We start from the raw sequence: 16,098 nt of genomic DNA, 5'->3' as shown, positions 1-16,098 counted from the left end.
GAAGGAAGGGGCTCAGTCCCGGACGAGGTCGTTGAGGGCCGTCTTGCCGCGGGTGCGGTCGTCGGCGTGCTTGACGATGATCGCCGCATACACCGATATATCGGGATTGTTTGCGTCGATGCGGGAGCCCGGGACGACGACCGCGTTCTCGGGGACCTCGCCGTAGGTGACCTTTCCCGTGGCGCGGTCGACGATGGGGGTGGATCTCCCCAGGAAGACCCCCATGCCGATCACGGCGCCACGCCGTACGACCACGCCCTCGGCGATTTCCGAGCGCGCGCCGACGAAGACGTCGTCCTCGACGATGACGGGCTGCTCACCGAGGGGTTCGAGGACGCCGCCGATACCGGCTCCGCCGGAGATGTGGCAGCGTGCACCGATCTGCGCGCAGGAGCCGACGGTGGCCCACGTGTCGATCATCGTGCCCGGGCCGATGTAGGCGCCGACGTTGACGAAACACGGCATCAGCACGGCCCCGGGCGCCACGTACGCGCCGAGGCGGACGACTGCGCCGGGCACCACGCGCAGGCGCGCGTCGCGGAAGACGGCGTCGTCCCAGGTCTCGAACTTGAGCGCGATCTTGTCGAAGCTCTTCGGCCGTCGCGCCCCGCCGGACCCGACCTCGTTCCGGCTGATCAGGAACGACAGCAGAATGAGCTTCTTCACGAACGTGTCGACCACCCACTCCGGCCCCTCCGGGCGCGCCGCGCGCAGCTCGCCCCGGTCGAGGGCCGCGAGTCCGGCGGCGACGTGCGGCGCGAGGGCCGCCAGCTCGTCCTCGGACAACGACTCCCGCCGCTCGAAGGCGCTCTCGACCAAGCTCCTGTTCAAGGTCACACTCCCCAGCGGACGGTCGCGATGTAGTCGTCGTAGGTTTCGGCCCGCCGGATCTCCACCACGTCGCCGCCGTCGGTGAGCATCAGCTCGGCGGGACGCAGGCGGCCGTTGTAGGTGAAGCCCATGGCGTGACCGTGGGCTCCGGTGTCGTGGATGAGCGCGATGTCGCCGTCGCGGGGCTCGGGCAGCTCGCGGTCGACGGCGAACTTGTCCAGGTTCTCGCAGAGCGCGCCGACGACGTCGAACCTGCCGAGCTCCCTCCCCTCGGCGTAGGGGAGGGAGATGTGGTGGTACGCGCCATACATGGCGGGCCGCATCAGTGACGACATCGAGGCGTCCAGGCCGACGATCTCGTGGCCTTTGCGGCAGCGGTTGATGACGCGGGTGACGAGGACGCCGTGCGGGCCGGTCACGTACCGGCCGATCTCGGTGAGGATGCGCGGCCCGCCGGGGCCGAAGAACTCCTCCCGGGCGGCGAGGATCTCGTCCGCGTACGCGGCGAAGTCGATGGGTTTGTCGTCCTCGTGGTAAGGGATGCCGAGCCCGCCGCCGACGTTCACGTACTCGAGCTCGATCCCGACCACCTCGGCGACCCGCGCGCCGTGCCGGATGACGTCGGCGGCCGCCCGCGCGGCGCGGCCGGTGTCGAGCTCGTTGGCGCAGGTCATGCCGTGGATGCCGAACCGTCGCGCGCCACGGGCGACGGCGCCCTCGTACGCGCCGGCGAGCTCGTGCACGGGCACGCCGAACTTGCTGTGCGCCGCGTTGCCCATGAGCGCGCAACCGGCGGCGAGACCGGTGGGGGAGATGCGAAAGGCGACGGTCCCGGGAAGTTCGTCGACTTTCTCCGCGAACGACCTGTCGTCGAACGTTATCAGCGCGCCCGCGGCGCGGGCCCGCCGATATTCGGGCAGCGCGGTGTTGTTGGAGGTGAACACGATGTCGCCGGCCTGCGCGCCGACCGTCTCGGCAAGGCGCACTTCCACTGCCGACGAGCAGTCGAAACCACTTCCGGCGGCGCGCAGCAACGCCAGGACATTCGGGTTCGGCAACGCCTTCACCGCGAAATATTGCCGGTACGAGGCGTCGCCGAATGCGCGCACCATCGACTCGTGGGTGGCCACGATGCCGCGCGCGTCGTAGATGTGGAATGGCGTGCCGAAATCCGCGACGAGATCGGGGAGCAGCGGCAGCAGTCGCTCGGAGAATTCAGCCGACATCGGCACGGCGGGATCCGATCCTCATGGTACGCGTGCGACGCAGATCGTCCGGTTGCGTATTCCGCTCACCGGCCGCAGATACGGAAAATAATAGCTTTCCACCGGTTCGAAGCCGAAAGAAATCAGGCTCTTGTGCAGATAGTCCTTGGCGATGAACCAGAACCCGGCCACGTGCTCGTGCGGCGCGAAGTCGGCCTTGGCGTCGCGGGGCGCGTCGTTGGACAGGACCAGGTACGTTCCCGGCCGCAGGGCCAGGTCGCGCAGTTTGCCGAGGGCGGGGGCCAGTTCCCCGGCCGCGTCGAAGAGGTGGCCGAGCAGGCCGTCGGCGTAGACGGCCGAGACGTCGGCGGTGTCGACCGGACGCAGGTCGAAGAAGTCGACGGTGCGGGCGTCGACCCCCTTCTTCCTGGTCAGCTCGACGGCTTCGGCGTTGCAGTCGATGGCGCGCACGTCGCAGCCGTGCGCGGCGAGGTCGCCTTCGACGAAGCCGTTGCCGCAGCCGAGCGACAGCACCGCCGCCTCGGGCGCGGTCAGCATGAGGATCTTGAGGACGATGTGCGAACGGTACTCGGGGACGTAGGTCGACGGGGTGATGGAGTCGTTGAAAGCGCCACCGCTCTCCCAAATGTCGTAGATGCTCTGCGAGGCGGAGCCGACGGAGCGGGGCAGACAATAATAGTCGTGAATGCTCGCCAGCTCCGGTCTGGATTGCGGCACCCTTTCCCTCCCTGGGTTGACCGGTGTCAAAGCCGTGCCGGCGGGGCGGATTTCTCGCCGTTGAGTTTCCGGCCGTCGGACAAGCGGCAGGAGCGTAACACGCGGCCGACGGCGGGCAAAGGCTTCTGTCCAATTCCGGTCGCATCGGGAGCGGGCGCACGCCGATCGGCTGGGTGTGAGAAGTTTGTAACATGTAAACTCGCTGTTCAGTGCCGGTGTGCGGTTTTTGTCGCAACACTTATTAGGGCCGCTCGCCGGGCCGATTACGGCAAATGAAAGTTTCCCGGCTCCTTGCGCCGCGCGGCGGCCGCCCCGTATGCTCCGGCCGTGCTTGAGTTGATTCCCATCACGGCGGGTATTGGCACTGAAGTCCGTGGGATCGATGTCACCGGTTACATTTCCGACGATGATTTCGAGCGCATCTATCGCGCCTGGATCGACACGACGATTTTGTTGATCAGAGGCCAGGAAATGACTCCGGGCGAACAGGTGGAGTTCAGCCGCAGGTTCGGTCAGGTGGTCACTTACACCCGGTCCCAGTTCAACGCCGACGACCATCCCGAGATCCTCGTCCTGTCGAATCTGACCCGCGACGGCAAGCCGATCGGCTCGGCGTACAGCGGCCGGGTGTGGCACAGCGACGGCGCGTACCTGACCTCCCCGCCGGCGGGGTCGATGCTGTACGCGCGCGAGGTGCCGCCGGTCGGCGGGGACACGTGGTACGGCAACATGTTCGCCGCCTACGACGCGCTCCCGGACAAGGTCAAGACCCGCATCGCCGATCTCAAGGTCATCATCAGCCGGGTCCGGTCCCGGCCCTACAACTACCCGGACCGGCCGCCGCCCACCGCGAAGGAACGCGAGGAGTGGGCGGACGTCGCGCACCCGATCGTGAAGGTGCACGAGGTGAGCGGACGCAAGGCCCTGTACGTCGGCGGCAACGTGCCGTGGCGGATCGAGGGGATGTCCGAGGACGAGAGCCGGCCGCTGATCACGTTCCTGCAGGAGTTCGCCACGATGCCGCGGTTCACCTATCGCCACCGGTGGCGGGCCGGCGACATCGTCCTGTGGGACAACCGCAGCGCCATGCACCGGGCCACCCCCTACGACCACGTCAACCACCGGCGCCTGATGCACCGGACCACCCTCGCGGCGGCCGGTTAGATGCGGGCGGACTACATCATCGTGGGGGCGGGCGCGGCGGGGTGCGTGCTCGCGTCGCGGCTGTCGGAGGACCCCGGCACGCGGGTGCTCCTGCTGGAGTCGGGGTCGCGGCGGCGCAGCCCGCTGCTGTCGATCCCGGCCGCGGAGACCATCCTCATGGGCAACCCCAGGTACGACTGGTGCTTCGAGACCGACGCCGACCCGACGATCGGCGGCCGGACCCTGCGCATCCCGCGCGGGCGCCTGCTCGGCGGATCCAACCAGATCAACGGCATGATCTTCGTGCGCGGCCAGCGCGAGGACTACGACGAGTGGGAGCGCCTCGGCAACCCCGGCTGGTCGTGGGCCGGCGTCCTGCCGTACTTCAGGAGCTTGGAGAGCACGGGGATCGGCGGGCCGAGCCGGGGGAGCGACGGGCTGATCAGCGTCGGCCTGCCGCGCGAGCGTGACGAGCTGTGCGACGCGTTCCTGCTGGCCGCGCAGAAGGCCGGATACCGGGAGAACCCCGACTACAACTCCGGTGACCAGGAGGGCTTCGGCTACTACCAGGTCAACCACGACCGTGGCCGCCGCTCGTCGGTCGCGGGGACGTATCTTCGCCGTGCGCTGCGGCGGCCCAACCTGCTCGTGCTCACCGACGCGCATGTCACCGGGCTGCGGTTCGAGGGCTCGCGCTGCGTCGGCGTCAGCTTCCGCCACCAGGGCCGGGCCCGGCAGGCCGGCTGCGGGCGCGAGGTGATCGTCAGCGCGGGAGCCGTCCAGTCGCCGCAGCTGCTCGAACTGTCGGGGATCGGCTCCGCCGACGTGCTCGCCGCGGCCGGGGTGCCGGTCGTGCGCCATCTGCCCGGCGTCGGCGAGAATTTCCGCGATCACTACGCGACCCGGCTGCGCTGGCGGGTCCGCCGTCCCATCACCTTCAACGAGCGCTCGCGCGGCCCGCGCCTGGCCCGCGAGGTGGTGGCGTACGTGACGCGCCGCCGGGGGCTGCTCAGCCTGCCCATCGCGCTCGGCCACGGGTTCGTCCGCTCGTCCGACGCCGAGTCGCGGCCGGACCTGCAGTTCCACTTCGCCCCGGCCAGCTACGGCGCGGGGGCGACCCGGCGGCTGGACACGGCTCCCGGCATGACCGTCGGCGTCTATCCGCTGCGGCCCGAGTCGGCCGGGTCCATCCACATCCGCTCCGCCGACCCCATGGCGCCGCCCGCGATCAGGCCGCGCTTCCTCGCCGCCGAGGCCGACCGTGCCCGGCTGGTCGCCGGGATGCGCATCGCGCGCCGCGTCGTCGAGGATCCCGCGCTCGACGCGTACCGCGCGTTCGAGCTGATCCCGGGGGCGGACGTCCGGACCGACGACGAGCTGGTCGCCTACGCGCGGGAGAACGGCGACACGTCCTACCACCCGGTGGGGACGTGCCGGATGGGCGCCGACCCGATGGCGGTCGTCGACCACCGGCTGCGCGTCCACGGCCTGTCCGGGCTGCGCGTGATCGACGCCTCGGTGATGCCGACCATGGTCTCGGGCAACACGAACGCCGCGAGCATGATGATCGGCGAAAAAGGCGCAGCGCTCGTTATCGCCGATTCCCTGGAGAACGCATGAGGTTCGACTACGAACGCAATCTCGCCGCCGTCGGTACCTACCGTGACTGGCGCAGCGCCTTCTGGCCGCCGTCCGGCGGCTACCAGCTGGCCTGCCTCGACCTCGCGGCCGAGACCCCGGACCTCGGCGACGGCTTCCTCGCCGGGCTGGCCACGCTGCGGGCGGCCGTCGACGCCGACTGGCAACGGGTCAAGGAGACGGCGGGGCCGCCCGAGGACTCGGGGGAAAGGCGGCGCTTCCACGCCCCGGCGCTGGTCGCCTCCGCCATGCGGGACATCGCCAAGCACCTGCCCGGCGACGCCGATCGGCGCGCGCTCGCGCTGCGCGCCGATGCCGTCGAGCACGGCTACCCGCCCGAGGCGTTGAGCGAGCTCGCGGAACTGCGTGAGGACGTGACGCTCGTCGCGGGCCATCTCGGCACCTGGTCGGGCAAGGACCCGGGCGGGCTGCCCACGGCGTTCGCCTGCCGCCGCGATGACGTGGGGCAGGAGTACGTGGCCGCCGCGCTCGCCGAGCGGGACAAGGTCGAGCCGTACCTGCCGCGCTCATGGCGGACCTGCGGCTCGGCGACCTCCCGGCGTTCGGCGCGAGCCGGCTGTTCTTCATGGCGGGGGAGGGCAACCTGCACCCCAAACACATCGCGTACTTCCTGCCGGAGGACGAGGGGGTCGACCAGTCGCCGTACAAGAAGACCTACTACTTCCGCAACACCCACCGGGCCGTCCTCGACGCGGTGTCCGGGCCGCTCTCCGCCCGGTACGCGCGGGTGGGCAACGGGTTCGACCCGGCGGCCGAGCGGTTCGCGGGCATTCCGACGCTCGGCGTGCTCAGCCACGAGTTCGGCCACTTCGTGCACCGGCCCGCCACGGACTTCACCCCGCTGTGGACGGCCGACCCGTGGGTCGTGGGGGTGCTCCAGGAGACGGCCGCCGACGTGTTCGGCGTCCTCGTCCTCGCCGAGGTGTGGGCCGGGCCGCTCGGGCTGGACCAGGCCGACGTCATCGCGTACTACCTGGCCGAATGCCTGCGTTACGTGGACCGCGGGCTCGGCACGTTCCCCGACAGCGACGGCATGTTCCTCCAGCTGTCCTACTTCGCGAAACTCGGCGCGCTCGCGCTCGACGGTCCCGTCCTCGTCGGCGAGCCGGACGCGGTGCTCGCCGGGCTGCGCTCGCTGGCCCGCGTCCTCGCCGAGACCCTGTTGCTGCCCGATCCCGGGCCCGCGCTCGCCTTCCACGCCGCGTACGGCCCGGCCGGCCTCGGCCCCCTCGAACCGCTGGTCGAGGAGTTACGCCGCAGGCCCATGCAGTCCGTCGAGTACGTCCAGGAACACCTCCATGTTCGTTGACTCCTTGGTGGACAGGCTCGCCGAGCACCCCGGGCAGCGGATGCGGTTCCTGGCGCGGGACGGGAGCACGCTGGTCAGGACGTACGCCGAGATCCACGACGACGCCGGCCGGCTCATGACCGAGCTGCGCGACAGCGGCCTCGGCCCGGGTGACCTCGTCGGCGTGCTCGGCCCGAACTCCTACGAGTGGATCCTCGCCGACCTCGCGCTGCTCGCCCTCGGCTGCGTCCCCGTCGCCATCCCCGCGGAGAACCGTCACGATCCCGCGGAGATCGGTGCGCTCGTCGACACGTACCGGCTGGCCGCGCTGCTGGTGACCCGGGCGCTCCCGGACGAGGCCGGCCTGCCCGCGGCCACCGCGATCCTGACGAACCGGCCGGTCAAGCTCGACCCGGTACGGCACGGCGACGCTCCGGCGCTGCCGCCCGGCGTGCGCACGATCGCGTTCTCCTCAGGGACCGCGGGGACGCAGAAGGGCCTGCTGCTCACCGACGACGGCATCGCCAACACCGTCGAGCTGTCGGCCCGCGCGTGGCAGGTCACGCCGGACGACGACATCGTGATCGTGATGCCGTACTCGAACTTCCAGCAGCGCTACCTCACCTACCTCGCGATCTGGACGGGCTGCGCGGCCACCGTCGTCCCGCCGGAGATCATGTTCCAGGCCTTCAAGGCCGTGGAACCCACGATCATCCTCGGCCCGCCGTCCTTCTACGAACTGCTCTACAACCGGGTCATGGCCGCCGACCCGGCCGAGCGCTTGGACAGGGGCCGCGGGTGGCTGTCGATGTACGGGTCGCGGGTGCGGCTCATGTACACCGGGTCCGCGCCGGTGCCGCCGGCCATGGTCGCCATGTTCCAGGAGCTCGGCGCGCCGCTCTACGAGCTCTACGGCAGCACCGAGATCGGCTGGATCGCCATGAACGTACCGGGTCTGGCCCGGACCGGCACGGCAGGACGGCCCGTGGACGGCATCGCCGTCGAGCTCGGCGACGACGGCGAGGTCGTCGTGCGCGCCGAACGGCCGCAGGTCGTCGGGTACGTGTACGAAGGCGTCGAGACGCAGGACGCGGTCTTCCTCGCCGACGGCAGGATCGCCACCGGCGACCTCGGGGTCCTCGAGGACGGGTTCCTGCGGCTCACCGGCCGCAAGAAGAACGTGATCATCACCCGGAGTGGCGTGAAGATCAACCCGACGGAGCTGGAGGCCGACATCGAACGCGCCTTTCCCGGCGTCCGCGCCATGGTGGCCCTGCCGGACGGCGCCGCGCTGCTCGCCTGCGTCGTCTGGATCGAAGATGCCGGCAGGGCGGCCGAGATCGAGGCGTACATCAAGCAGCTGAACGCGGACCGCGAGCCGTCGCACCGGATCGCGACGACTCTCGTCCGCCCGGCCGAGGAGCTCACCGTGGAGAGCGGTCTGCTGACCCGGAACTTCAAGATCGACCGTGGCGCGGTCGTGCGCGCCGTCTGGGGGAGTGGCGACAGGTGACCGAGGAGGCGCTCTGCCAGATCATCGCCAGCGTTCTGCCCGGCCGCGACGTGGCGCCGTCCATGAGCCTCAGGAACGACCTCGGCATCGACTCGATCGGGCTCATGAGCATCGTGTTTGTCCTTGAGGAGCAGACCGGCATCGACACCATGAGCCACATAGGGGAGTTCATCGAGGCCGAGTACGTGCACGACATCGTCGGCATCTGCCTGGGGGCCGGCTCATGACCATCATCGACTTCCACTGCCACGTCGCGGCCGAGATGTGCTTCCCGCCCTCGTTCCGCGACGGGGTCCTCGACAACATGGCCGCGGCCATGCAGGCGCGCGGCCTGCCCGCGACGAAGGAGCGGCTGCGCCGCATGCACGACGCGACCCTGCAGGACCCGCTGTGCGACCAGCTCGTGAAGGAGATGGACGAGGCGGGGATCGACGAGGCCGTGCTGCTGCTGCCGGATTTCACCTACGCGCTCAAGGACAGCACGCACTCCATCGAGGAGATCATCGATCACCACAAGGCGGTGGTCGACCGGCATCCCGGCCGCTTCCGCGTCCTGGCCGGCGTCGACCCGCGCTGGGGGGCCGACGGGATCGCGCTGTTCGAGCGGGCCGTCGTCGAGTACGGCTTCGACGGCATGAAGCTCTACCCGCCGTGCGGCTACCGCCTCGACGACAGGGCGCTCTACCCGTTCTACGAGATCTGCGCGCAGCACCGGCTGCCGGTGCTGTCGCACATCGGCGCGACCTCCCCGGCGCTCGACTTCGAGATCGCGCTGCCCATCTACGTGGACCGGCCCGCGCGGGACTTCCCCGGCGTGGACTTCGTGCTCGCGCACGGCAGCGTCCACTATCCCGACGAGTGCGCGATGCTCTGCAACAACCGGCCGAACGTCTACATCGACGCCAGCGGTTACGAGGCCCCCGACGGCGTGGCCGGGCTCAACCGGTTCTTCCGCCGCAACATCAACCACAAGGTGCTGTTCGGAACGGACTGGCCGATCTTCCGGCTGCAGGGCAAGCAGACGAACTTCGTGGAACGACTCACGGCCGAAGGAGCCTTCCCGGCTGAGATGACCCAGGCCGACCGCGACCTGTTCATGTGGAAGAACGCGAAACGGCTCCTCGACAAGAAGGGCACAGGCAGATGACATCGTTGACCGACGGCCTCACGGCCGAGCAGGTCCAGTTCTTCAAGGACAACGGCTACGTTGGCCCCTTCGATCTCTACGAGCCCGACGAGGCTCAGAAGATCTGGAGCAAGGCCATGATCGAGATGGCGCTGTCGAAGAACAAGCCGCACAACTCGACGGTCATCAACTATGACCGGCACCTGGACTGCGACACGCTCTCCGAGCACATCTCGCGGCCGGAGATAGTCAACAAGCTGCGCTCGCTCCTGGGCGAGGACATCATCTGCTGGAAGTCCAACATCTTCCAGAAGCAGCCGGGCGACGCGGGCACCGGCTGGCACCAGGTCGAGAAGTACATCGTCGGCGAGACCACGACCGCCGCCACGCCGTCGCTGAGCTTCGCCTACGACCGCGACGACGACGCGGTCCTCCAGGACGTCAGCGTCTGGACCGCCTTCTCCCCGGCCAAGCGCGAGAACGGCTGCCTGCGCTTCATCCGCGGCAGCCAGAAGCGCTGGTTCTACGACGAGGCCAAGCGCCTCACCAAGAGCCCGCAGCGCAAGACGGACTTCTTCGGCTACGACTACTCCGAGCTCCAGCTCGACCCCGACTGGGACCCGGAGAAGGAGGACGTCGTCGAGATGGAGATGGGTCCTGGGCAGTTCGTCCTGTTCGTCGAGAAATGCGTCCACGGGTCCCTGCCCAACGTCAGCAACGAGACCCGCCTCGGCTATGCCTCCAGGTACGTTATCCCGCAGACCAAGGTGTACGAGCACGTGGACAGGCTGGTCGAGTTCGGCGACGAGATCGCTCTCGACTACCACGGCTGCGTCCTGGTCTCCGGCGAGGACAGGTACGGCTACAACCGCATCTACACCGAGAACCTCAACGGCTTCCAGTTCAGGCGGGTGGCCGCCGATGCCTGACATCGACGACCGGCTCAGGAACTTCGTCGACTTCCTCGGCACGCAGCCGATGGCGCCTGAGCTCACCTACGACGAGGTCGCGCAGAGCAAGTCGCGCGCCGAACTCGGGATCAGCTCGCTCAACATCCTCATCCTCGTCAACAGCTACATCGAGGAGAAGGCGAACGGGAAGATCGCGTTGCGCCCCGAATGGGTGCCGATGCTCGAGGACATCGACGGCATCCTGTCGGTGATCGCGGAAATCGACGCGTACGCGCCGGCCGAGGTCTGAGTGGGCGGCATCGGGTCCTTCGCGTGCGTCGTCGGCGACGCCGAGGGCCGTCCCGAGGACATCCCCGGCTTCGAGGACCTGTGGCGCGCGGTGTCGCCGGACACCGCGTTCGCCGCGATGGGCACGGGCACGTACCGCAAGATGACCGGGCCGCTCATCCCGTACGTCGTGGACTGCGTGGCGAAGGTGCTGAGCACGCACGGAATCCGCGCGGGGGAGGTGGACCGGCTCGTGCTCGCGACCTCCGACGGCGTGCTCGGCCTGCTCGGGAGGGACGTCGCCGTCGAGGTCATGCGCGCCGCCGGGCTGACGGCGTGCGTGCCCGCGATCGTGTCGCTCCAGCAGTGCTGCAGCTCGCTCGAAGCCCTCCGGTACGGCTGGGGCCTGGTCGGTGCGGAGGCACGCAACGTCGTGCTGGTGGCGCTGGACTTCACCCCGGACGATCGCGACCGGGTGAAGTCCTTCGCGGTCTTCGGGGACGCCGTGGCGGGCTGCCTGATCAGCCGTGACCACGGCGGCCTCACGCTCGCCGGGACCGGGCTCGCCGCGGACTTCTCCGGCATGGTCGGCGAGGACACGTTCGCGTCCCGGCAGGCGGTCGCCCGGGCCGCGCTGGACCAGGCGTTCGGCCAGGCGGGCCGCGTGCCGGAGGACGTCACGAGGATCTTCACCTCGAGCCTGTTCGCTCCCATCGTGACCTTCAACGCGATGGCCGCCGGGCAGGCCCGCGCGCTCCTGCACTTCCAGGAGTCGATGACCCGGTACGGTCACTGCGGTAACGCCGACTGGCTGATCAACCTGATGGACCACACCGACAAGTCCGGCCCGGAGCGAGGAGCGCTCTACCTCGCGCAGGCCTCGGCACCGGGCTTCTTCGCGTGCGCACTACTGGAGGCAAGCTAAATGAAGATCGTGGTCGACGACCTGCGCGGGCCGGAGATCGCCGCGTTCCTGGAGGAGCACCTGCGGGAGATGCACTCCATCACCCCCGCCGAGAGCGTCTACGCGCTCGACCTCGACGGGCTGCGCATCCCGGAGGTCACGTTCTGGTCGGTGTACGACGGCGACCAGCTCGTCGGCTGCGGCGCGATCAAGCGCATCGACGACAAGCACGGCGAGATCAAGTCCATGCGCACCGCCGGCGAGCGGCGGCGCGACGGCGTCGCGAGCCTGCTCCTCACCCACATGCTGGAGGAGGCCAAGGCGATGGGCCTCGAGCGGCTCAGCCTGGAGACCGGCTCGACCGAGCACTTCGAGCGGGCGCGGAAGTTGTACGAGAAGTTCGGCTTCGAGCCCTGCGGTCCGTTCGCGGGCTACGGCCCCGACCCGCACAGCGCCTTCATGACCCGGACGATCTGACGACATGAAGGACGACGTCTACGACTACGACCAGCAGTTATACGACCGGTCGTTCCTCAACTGCTACCAGCGGCAGGCCATGGTCATGCTCGCCGAGCGGGTCCCGGACCTGCCGCTGGTCTTCCACAACTGCCTGGTCGGCGGTGACGACATCGCCGACCAGGTCATCCGCCTCGGCCGCCCGAAATACGACTTCCAGAGCAAGCTTCTCGACCCCGCGGCCCTCGCCCGCGTCGGGATCGTCCGCGAGTACGTCCCCTTCGACACCTACGCGCAGGCGCGCGAGCTCATCCTCGCCACGGCCGAGCGCGCCGGTTACGTGATCCTGTTCGTGGACGTCTACTACCTTCCGCACACCCCCGAGTACCGGACCGAGCACGTCGTCCACACGATCACGCTCACCTCGTACGCGGACGGGCTCTGGTCGATCCTCGACGACAACCGGGCGAGTGTGCTGTGCCGGTACGCCTACCCCGAGGACGTCATCGCCGCGGCGTACGACAACGGGAAGCTGCGGCACGTCAGCTGGTTCCCGGCCGGCCCGTACGACGCGGCGGCGGCGGTGACCGGGTCGTCGGCGGCGTTCGCCGAGGTACTCCGGACGCACGACGACACGTACGCGCTCCTGGACGGGGTCGCGGACCTGCTGGGGACGCGGTGGATCGCGCCTGCGCGCACGATCGCCCTGCTTTATGACGCTTTTTCGGTGTATGAGGGGTCGCGGGCCTGCCTGCGGGAGTTCGCCGCGCGGCAACCGGCGTACGCGGACGTCGAGCCGTCGCTCGCGGACCTCGTCGGCCGGTGCCGGGACATCAGGAACCAGCTGATGATCGGCAAGGCGGTCGGCCAGGTGGACGCGTTCCGCGTGGCCGCCGCGTGCGCGGAACTCCGCGCGGCGGAGGAGGACACGCTCAAGCGGCTGCGGGGACAAGGGGGAGTCTGATGGCGATCGATCCACGCCTGGTCGTGACCGGGTTCCGCCCGGACGGTGCGGCGGTGATCGTACGTGACACGCCCGTCGCGCCGATCACGGCCCGCGCGCTGCCCGGCCAGGAGATGTACCTGCTGTGGGGCAGCCCCGACGGCGGCGCGAGCATCGGGCCGAAGGCCGCCGACCCGATCACGCTGCCGTTCTTCGCCGGAACCGGTGGGACGCGGCTCCTGCTCGTGCGCTTCCCGCCCGCGTCGGCGATCACCGGACTGCCGGCCGTGTCGTCGCCCGAGGAGCAGGCCGAGATCGACGCGGAGGTCGAGGAGCGGCTCCCGGGGCTGATGGACGCCTTCGAACCCGGCGACTCCTCGGGGATGCACACCACCGACACCCTCGACTACGGCATCTGCCTCGAAGGCGAGCTGTGGCTCGAACTCGACTCCGGCGACGAGGTGCGGCTCACCCCCGGCGCCTGCGTCGTCCAGCAGGGCACCCGGCACGCCTGGCACAACCGGGCCGGGACACCGGCGCTGATGGCGTTCGTCGGCATCGGGGCGGAACGACCGTCATGAAGAGGCTCGTCGTCGTGGGGACAGGGCCGCGCCTGTACCGGGAGTTCATGCTGCGCCGGATCGGCGAGCGCTACGACGTCCACCTCGTCATCGGCAGGCCGGCCGAGTGGGAGACGCCGTATGTCACCGGGGTGAGCGTCGTACCCGGCATGACGGCGGACGGCATCGTGGCCGCCGTCCGGGACGTCGCGGCACAAGGCACCACCGACGGCACCACCGACGGCGCTGTCGACGGTGCCATTGCCGGGGTCATGACGTGGGCCGAGGATCACGTCGTCGGCACCGCGCTCGCCGCGGCGGCCGTCGGGCTGCCCGGCCCCGGCCCTGACGCCGCCCGCGCCTGCCGCGACAAGCACCTCACCCGCTCGGCCCTCGCCGCGCGCGGTGTGCCACAGCCCCAGTCCGCCCTGGTCGCCGACGTGGGTGAGGCGCGCGCCGTGGCGGAGAAGTTCGGCTACCCGGTCGTGATCAAGCCCAGAGCCGGGGTCGCGAGCCAGGCCGTCGCGCTGGTCCGCGACGGCGAGGAACTGGCCGACCACTTCGCCCCCGCGCACCGGCTCCCGGCCGCCGGCCTGCGATCCCCGGACCGCTCCGTCCTGATCGAGGAGTACCTGAACGGGCCGGAGATCGCCGTCGACTCCGTCGTGCGGGACGGCCGGGTCATGCCGGTCTTCGTCTCGCACAAGGAGATGGGCTACGCGCCGTACTTCGAGGAGACCGGCCACTGGACGCGCGGGGACGACCCGCTGCTCGGTGACCCCGCGATCATTAGCTTCCTCACCGATGTCCACGCGGCCATCGGGTACTCGACCGGCGCCACGCACACCGAACTCAAGCTCACCGACGAGGGCCCGAAGCTCATCGAGATCAACGGCCGGCTCGGCGGCGACCTCCTGTCCTACCTGTGCCACAGCGCCTCCGGCGTGGACCCGGGCCTGGCTCTCGCCGCGGTGTCGTGTGGCGAGGCCCCCGACCTCACGCGGACGCACGCGCTGTGCGCGGGGATCAGGTTCGCCTACCCGCCGTGGCACGAGACCCGCGTCGAGCAGATCGCCTTCGACGAGTCCGGCCTGCCGCCGGAGGTGGGCCTGGCCGTACCGCTCGTCCGCCCGGGCGAGGTCGTCCTGCTGCCGCACAAGGACCTCATGGAAGGCCGCATCGCCTTCGCCACCGCCGCCGCGGCCACCCGTGAGGAGCTGTCCGCCGCGCTCCACCAGGCGCTGGCGGCGTTGCGCTGCACGTGGAGCCCCGCATGACCGACGTGTCCAAGGCACCTGCCGACGGTGCTCCCGCCGGAGTGATCCGCACGCTGCGCGAGCTGCCGCGGTCGGCGATCGTGCTGCTGTTCGGCATCGCGCTGAACCGGATGGGGAGCTTCGTCGCGCTCTTCCTGGTCCTGTACCTGACCGGCATCGGCTACAGCCCCGCCCAGGCGGGGTTCGTACTCACCGGGTACGGCGTGGGGTCGATCGTGGGGACGTTCGTCGGCGGCAGCGTGACAGGGAGGTTCGGCGCTCGGGCGGTGATCGTGTGGTCGATGCTGCTGTGCGGCCTCTCCACGGCGGGGCTCGCCGCCGTGACGGAGATCGTGCCGTTGCTGATCGTCAGCTTCGCTGCAGGCGCGTTCGGGCAGATGTACCGTCCGGCCGCGGCGACGATGCTCGCCGAGCTGACGCCGCCGCAGCGGCTCGTGATGACCTCGGCCGCCAGCCGATTCGGGCTCAACCTCGGCGCCGCCATCGGCCCGCTGCTCGGCGTATGGCTGGCCGCCGCGTTCTCCTACCAGGTGGTCTTCGCCGTCAACGCCCTCGTCGACCTGCTCTTCGCCGTCGTCGTCCTGCTCGTCATCCCGGCCGCGACCGGCCACCGCCCGCCCGAGGACCCCGCCGCGCGCGAGGACACCGCCCGTTACCGCGATCTGCTGCGGGACGGCCGGTTCCTGCTGTTCCTCGCCGGGATGTTCATCACGGCGGTCGCCGAGGTCCAGTACCAGTCGACGCTCCCGCTCGAGGTGCAGCAACGCGGCTACCCGACCGCGCTCTACGGCGCGGTCGTCGCGCTCAACGGCGCGCTCGTGATTCTCGTCGAACTGCCGCTCACTACCCTCATCCAGCGCTTCTCCATGCGGGCCACCGTCGCCACCGGCTGCCTGCTCCTCGGCGTCGGCCTGGGCCTGTTCGGCCTGCCCTTCGGCCCGTGGATCTTCATCCTCGGAGCCGTCGTCTGGACGCTCGGCGAGATCATCAGCGCCCCGTCCATCGGCGCATATCCGGCCCTCGCCGCCCCGACCTCCGCCTTGCGCAGCCGCTACATCGGCGCGCTGTCCACCTGCCAGACAGCGGGCTGGGCCGTCGGCCCCAGCGTCGGCACGGCCCTGTTCGAGTACGTCGGTGGCGCGGTCTGGGTGATGTGCGCAGGTCTCGGCGTCCTCGCCTGCCTCGGCATGCGCGCCGGCGTCCGCGACCTCATCGTGCGTCAGCCGCCGGGGGCGGGCAGGTGAGCATGCCCAATGCACTGAGCGGCCGCCCTTCCC

Annotated in this window: 17 protein-coding genes; 14 read left to right on the top strand and 3 right to left on the bottom strand. The window is 69.9% G+C overall.

The window, feature by feature from the left end; all coding sequences use genetic code 11:
- Positions 1–12 precede the first annotated feature (12 nt).
- Genes ACFKCF_RS46545 through ACFKCF_RS46535 form a run of 3 tightly spaced genes read right to left on the bottom strand, consistent with a single transcriptional unit; the run spans position 13 to position 2,774 of the window.
- Positions 13–831, bottom strand: a complete 819-nt coding sequence (locus ACFKCF_RS46545; protein ID WP_394501797.1) for a 2,3,4,5-tetrahydropyridine-2,6-dicarboxylate N-succinyltransferase — start codon at positions 829–831, stop codon at positions 13–15.
- Positions 832–833: 2 nt separating this feature from the next.
- Positions 834–2,057, bottom strand: coding sequence for a diaminopimelate decarboxylase (locus ACFKCF_RS46540; RefSeq protein ID WP_394501796.1), 1,224 nt, complete (start codon positions 2,055–2,057; stop codon positions 834–836).
- A 21-nt stretch (positions 2,058–2,078) separates the two neighbouring features.
- Positions 2,079–2,774: a class I SAM-dependent methyltransferase gene (locus ACFKCF_RS46535; protein ID WP_394501795.1), complete on the bottom strand. Its 696-nt coding sequence runs from the start codon at positions 2,772–2,774 to the stop codon at positions 2,079–2,081.
- 327 nt (positions 2,775–3,101) lie between these two features.
- Here ACFKCF_RS46535 and ACFKCF_RS46530 point away from each other — a divergent pair, with 327 nt between their 5' ends.
- The 14 genes from ACFKCF_RS46530 to ACFKCF_RS46465 all read left to right on the top strand — a co-directional run bounded on the left by ACFKCF_RS46530 (position 3,102) and on the right by ACFKCF_RS46465 (position 16,065).
- Positions 3,102–3,938: a TauD/TfdA dioxygenase family protein gene (locus ACFKCF_RS46530; RefSeq protein WP_394501794.1), complete on the top strand. Its 837-nt coding sequence runs from the start codon at positions 3,102–3,104 to the stop codon at positions 3,936–3,938.
- On the top strand, positions 3,939–5,537 hold the full coding sequence (locus ACFKCF_RS46525) for a GMC family oxidoreductase (protein WP_394501793.1): 1,599 nt from the start codon (positions 3,939–3,941) through the stop codon (positions 5,535–5,537).
- A gap of 547 nt (positions 5,538–6,084) precedes the next feature.
- The gene (locus ACFKCF_RS46520; RefSeq protein WP_394501792.1) at positions 6,085–6,885 is read left to right on the top strand and encodes a hypothetical protein; all 801 of its coding nucleotides are present in this window, start codon (positions 6,085–6,087) and stop codon (positions 6,883–6,885) included.
- On the top strand, positions 6,875–8,377 hold the full coding sequence (locus ACFKCF_RS46515; RefSeq protein ID WP_394501791.1) for an AMP-binding protein: 1,503 nt from the start codon (positions 6,875–6,877) through the stop codon (positions 8,375–8,377). The genes ACFKCF_RS46520 and ACFKCF_RS46515 overlap by 11 nt, the downstream gene beginning before the upstream one ends.
- On the top strand, positions 8,374–8,604 hold the full coding sequence (locus ACFKCF_RS46510) for an acyl carrier protein (RefSeq protein WP_394501790.1): 231 nt from the start codon (positions 8,374–8,376) through the stop codon (positions 8,602–8,604). Before ACFKCF_RS46515 ends, ACFKCF_RS46510 begins: the two co-directional genes overlap by 4 nt.
- Positions 8,601–9,524, top strand: a complete 924-nt coding sequence (locus tag ACFKCF_RS46505; RefSeq protein WP_394501789.1) for an amidohydrolase family protein — start codon at positions 8,601–8,603, stop codon at positions 9,522–9,524. The genes ACFKCF_RS46510 and ACFKCF_RS46505 overlap by 4 nt, the downstream gene beginning before the upstream one ends.
- Entirely contained in the window at positions 9,521–10,432 is a 912-nt protein-coding gene (locus ACFKCF_RS46500; protein ID WP_394501788.1) for a chlorinating enzyme, read from the top strand. Before ACFKCF_RS46505 ends, ACFKCF_RS46500 begins: the two co-directional genes overlap by 4 nt.
- A complete protein-coding gene (locus tag ACFKCF_RS46495) occupies positions 10,425–10,703 on the top strand; it encodes a hypothetical protein (protein ID WP_394501787.1) in 279 nt (92 codons plus the stop codon). Before ACFKCF_RS46500 ends, ACFKCF_RS46495 begins: the two co-directional genes overlap by 8 nt.
- Entirely contained in the window at positions 10,704–11,606 is a 903-nt protein-coding gene (locus ACFKCF_RS46490) for a hypothetical protein (protein ID WP_394501786.1), read from the top strand.
- Positions 11,607–12,062 (top strand): GNAT family N-acetyltransferase, encoded by a 456-nt coding sequence (locus ACFKCF_RS46485; protein WP_394501785.1) that lies wholly within the window; start codon positions 11,607–11,609, stop codon positions 12,060–12,062.
- Positions 12,063–12,066: 4 nt separating this feature from the next.
- Positions 12,067–13,005, top strand: coding sequence for a hypothetical protein (locus ACFKCF_RS46480; protein WP_394501784.1), 939 nt, complete (start codon positions 12,067–12,069; stop codon positions 13,003–13,005).
- Positions 13,005–13,565, top strand: a complete 561-nt coding sequence (locus ACFKCF_RS46475; RefSeq protein WP_394501783.1) for a cupin domain-containing protein — start codon at positions 13,005–13,007, stop codon at positions 13,563–13,565. Before ACFKCF_RS46480 ends, ACFKCF_RS46475 begins: the two co-directional genes overlap by 1 nt.
- Entirely contained in the window at positions 13,562–14,821 is a 1,260-nt protein-coding gene (locus tag ACFKCF_RS46470) for an acetyl-CoA carboxylase biotin carboxylase subunit family protein (RefSeq protein WP_394501782.1), read from the top strand. The genes ACFKCF_RS46475 and ACFKCF_RS46470 overlap by 4 nt, the downstream gene beginning before the upstream one ends.
- Positions 14,818–16,065: an MFS transporter gene (locus ACFKCF_RS46465; protein ID WP_394501781.1), complete on the top strand. Its 1,248-nt coding sequence runs from the start codon at positions 14,818–14,820 to the stop codon at positions 16,063–16,065. Before ACFKCF_RS46470 ends, ACFKCF_RS46465 begins: the two co-directional genes overlap by 4 nt.
- Positions 16,066–16,098 lie beyond the last annotated feature (33 nt).

The organism is Nonomuraea sp. JJY05 (assembly GCF_043496855.1).
Lineage (GTDB): Bacteria > Actinomycetota > Actinomycetes > Streptosporangiales > Streptosporangiaceae > Nonomuraea.
This window is presented reverse-complemented; position numbering and strand designations above follow the sequence as displayed.

Coding starts and splice junctions, on each gene's coding strand:
- ACFKCF_RS46495 (WP_394501787.1), top strand. CDS start 10,425: ATGCCTGACATCGACGACCGGCTCAGGAACTTCGTCGACTTCCTCGGC.
- ACFKCF_RS46540 (WP_394501796.1), bottom strand. CDS start 2,057: ATGTCGGCTGAATTCTCCGAGCGACTGCTGCCGCTGCTCCCCGATCTC.
- ACFKCF_RS46500 (WP_394501788.1), top strand. CDS start 9,521: ATGACATCGTTGACCGACGGCCTCACGGCCGAGCAGGTCCAGTTCTTC.
- ACFKCF_RS46520 (WP_394501792.1), top strand. CDS start 6,085: ATGGCGGACCTGCGGCTCGGCGACCTCCCGGCGTTCGGCGCGAGCCGG.
- ACFKCF_RS46485 (WP_394501785.1), top strand. CDS start 11,607: ATGAAGATCGTGGTCGACGACCTGCGCGGGCCGGAGATCGCCGCGTTC.
- ACFKCF_RS46480 (WP_394501784.1), top strand. CDS start 12,067: ATGAAGGACGACGTCTACGACTACGACCAGCAGTTATACGACCGGTCG.
- ACFKCF_RS46505 (WP_394501789.1), top strand. CDS start 8,601: ATGACCATCATCGACTTCCACTGCCACGTCGCGGCCGAGATGTGCTTC.
- ACFKCF_RS46525 (WP_394501793.1), top strand. CDS start 3,939: ATGCGGGCGGACTACATCATCGTGGGGGCGGGCGCGGCGGGGTGCGTG.
- ACFKCF_RS46470 (WP_394501782.1), top strand. CDS start 13,562: ATGAAGAGGCTCGTCGTCGTGGGGACAGGGCCGCGCCTGTACCGGGAG.
- ACFKCF_RS46465 (WP_394501781.1), top strand. CDS start 14,818: ATGACCGACGTGTCCAAGGCACCTGCCGACGGTGCTCCCGCCGGAGTG.
- ACFKCF_RS46475 (WP_394501783.1), top strand. CDS start 13,005: ATGGCGATCGATCCACGCCTGGTCGTGACCGGGTTCCGCCCGGACGGT.
- ACFKCF_RS46515 (WP_394501791.1), top strand. CDS start 6,875: ATGTTCGTTGACTCCTTGGTGGACAGGCTCGCCGAGCACCCCGGGCAG.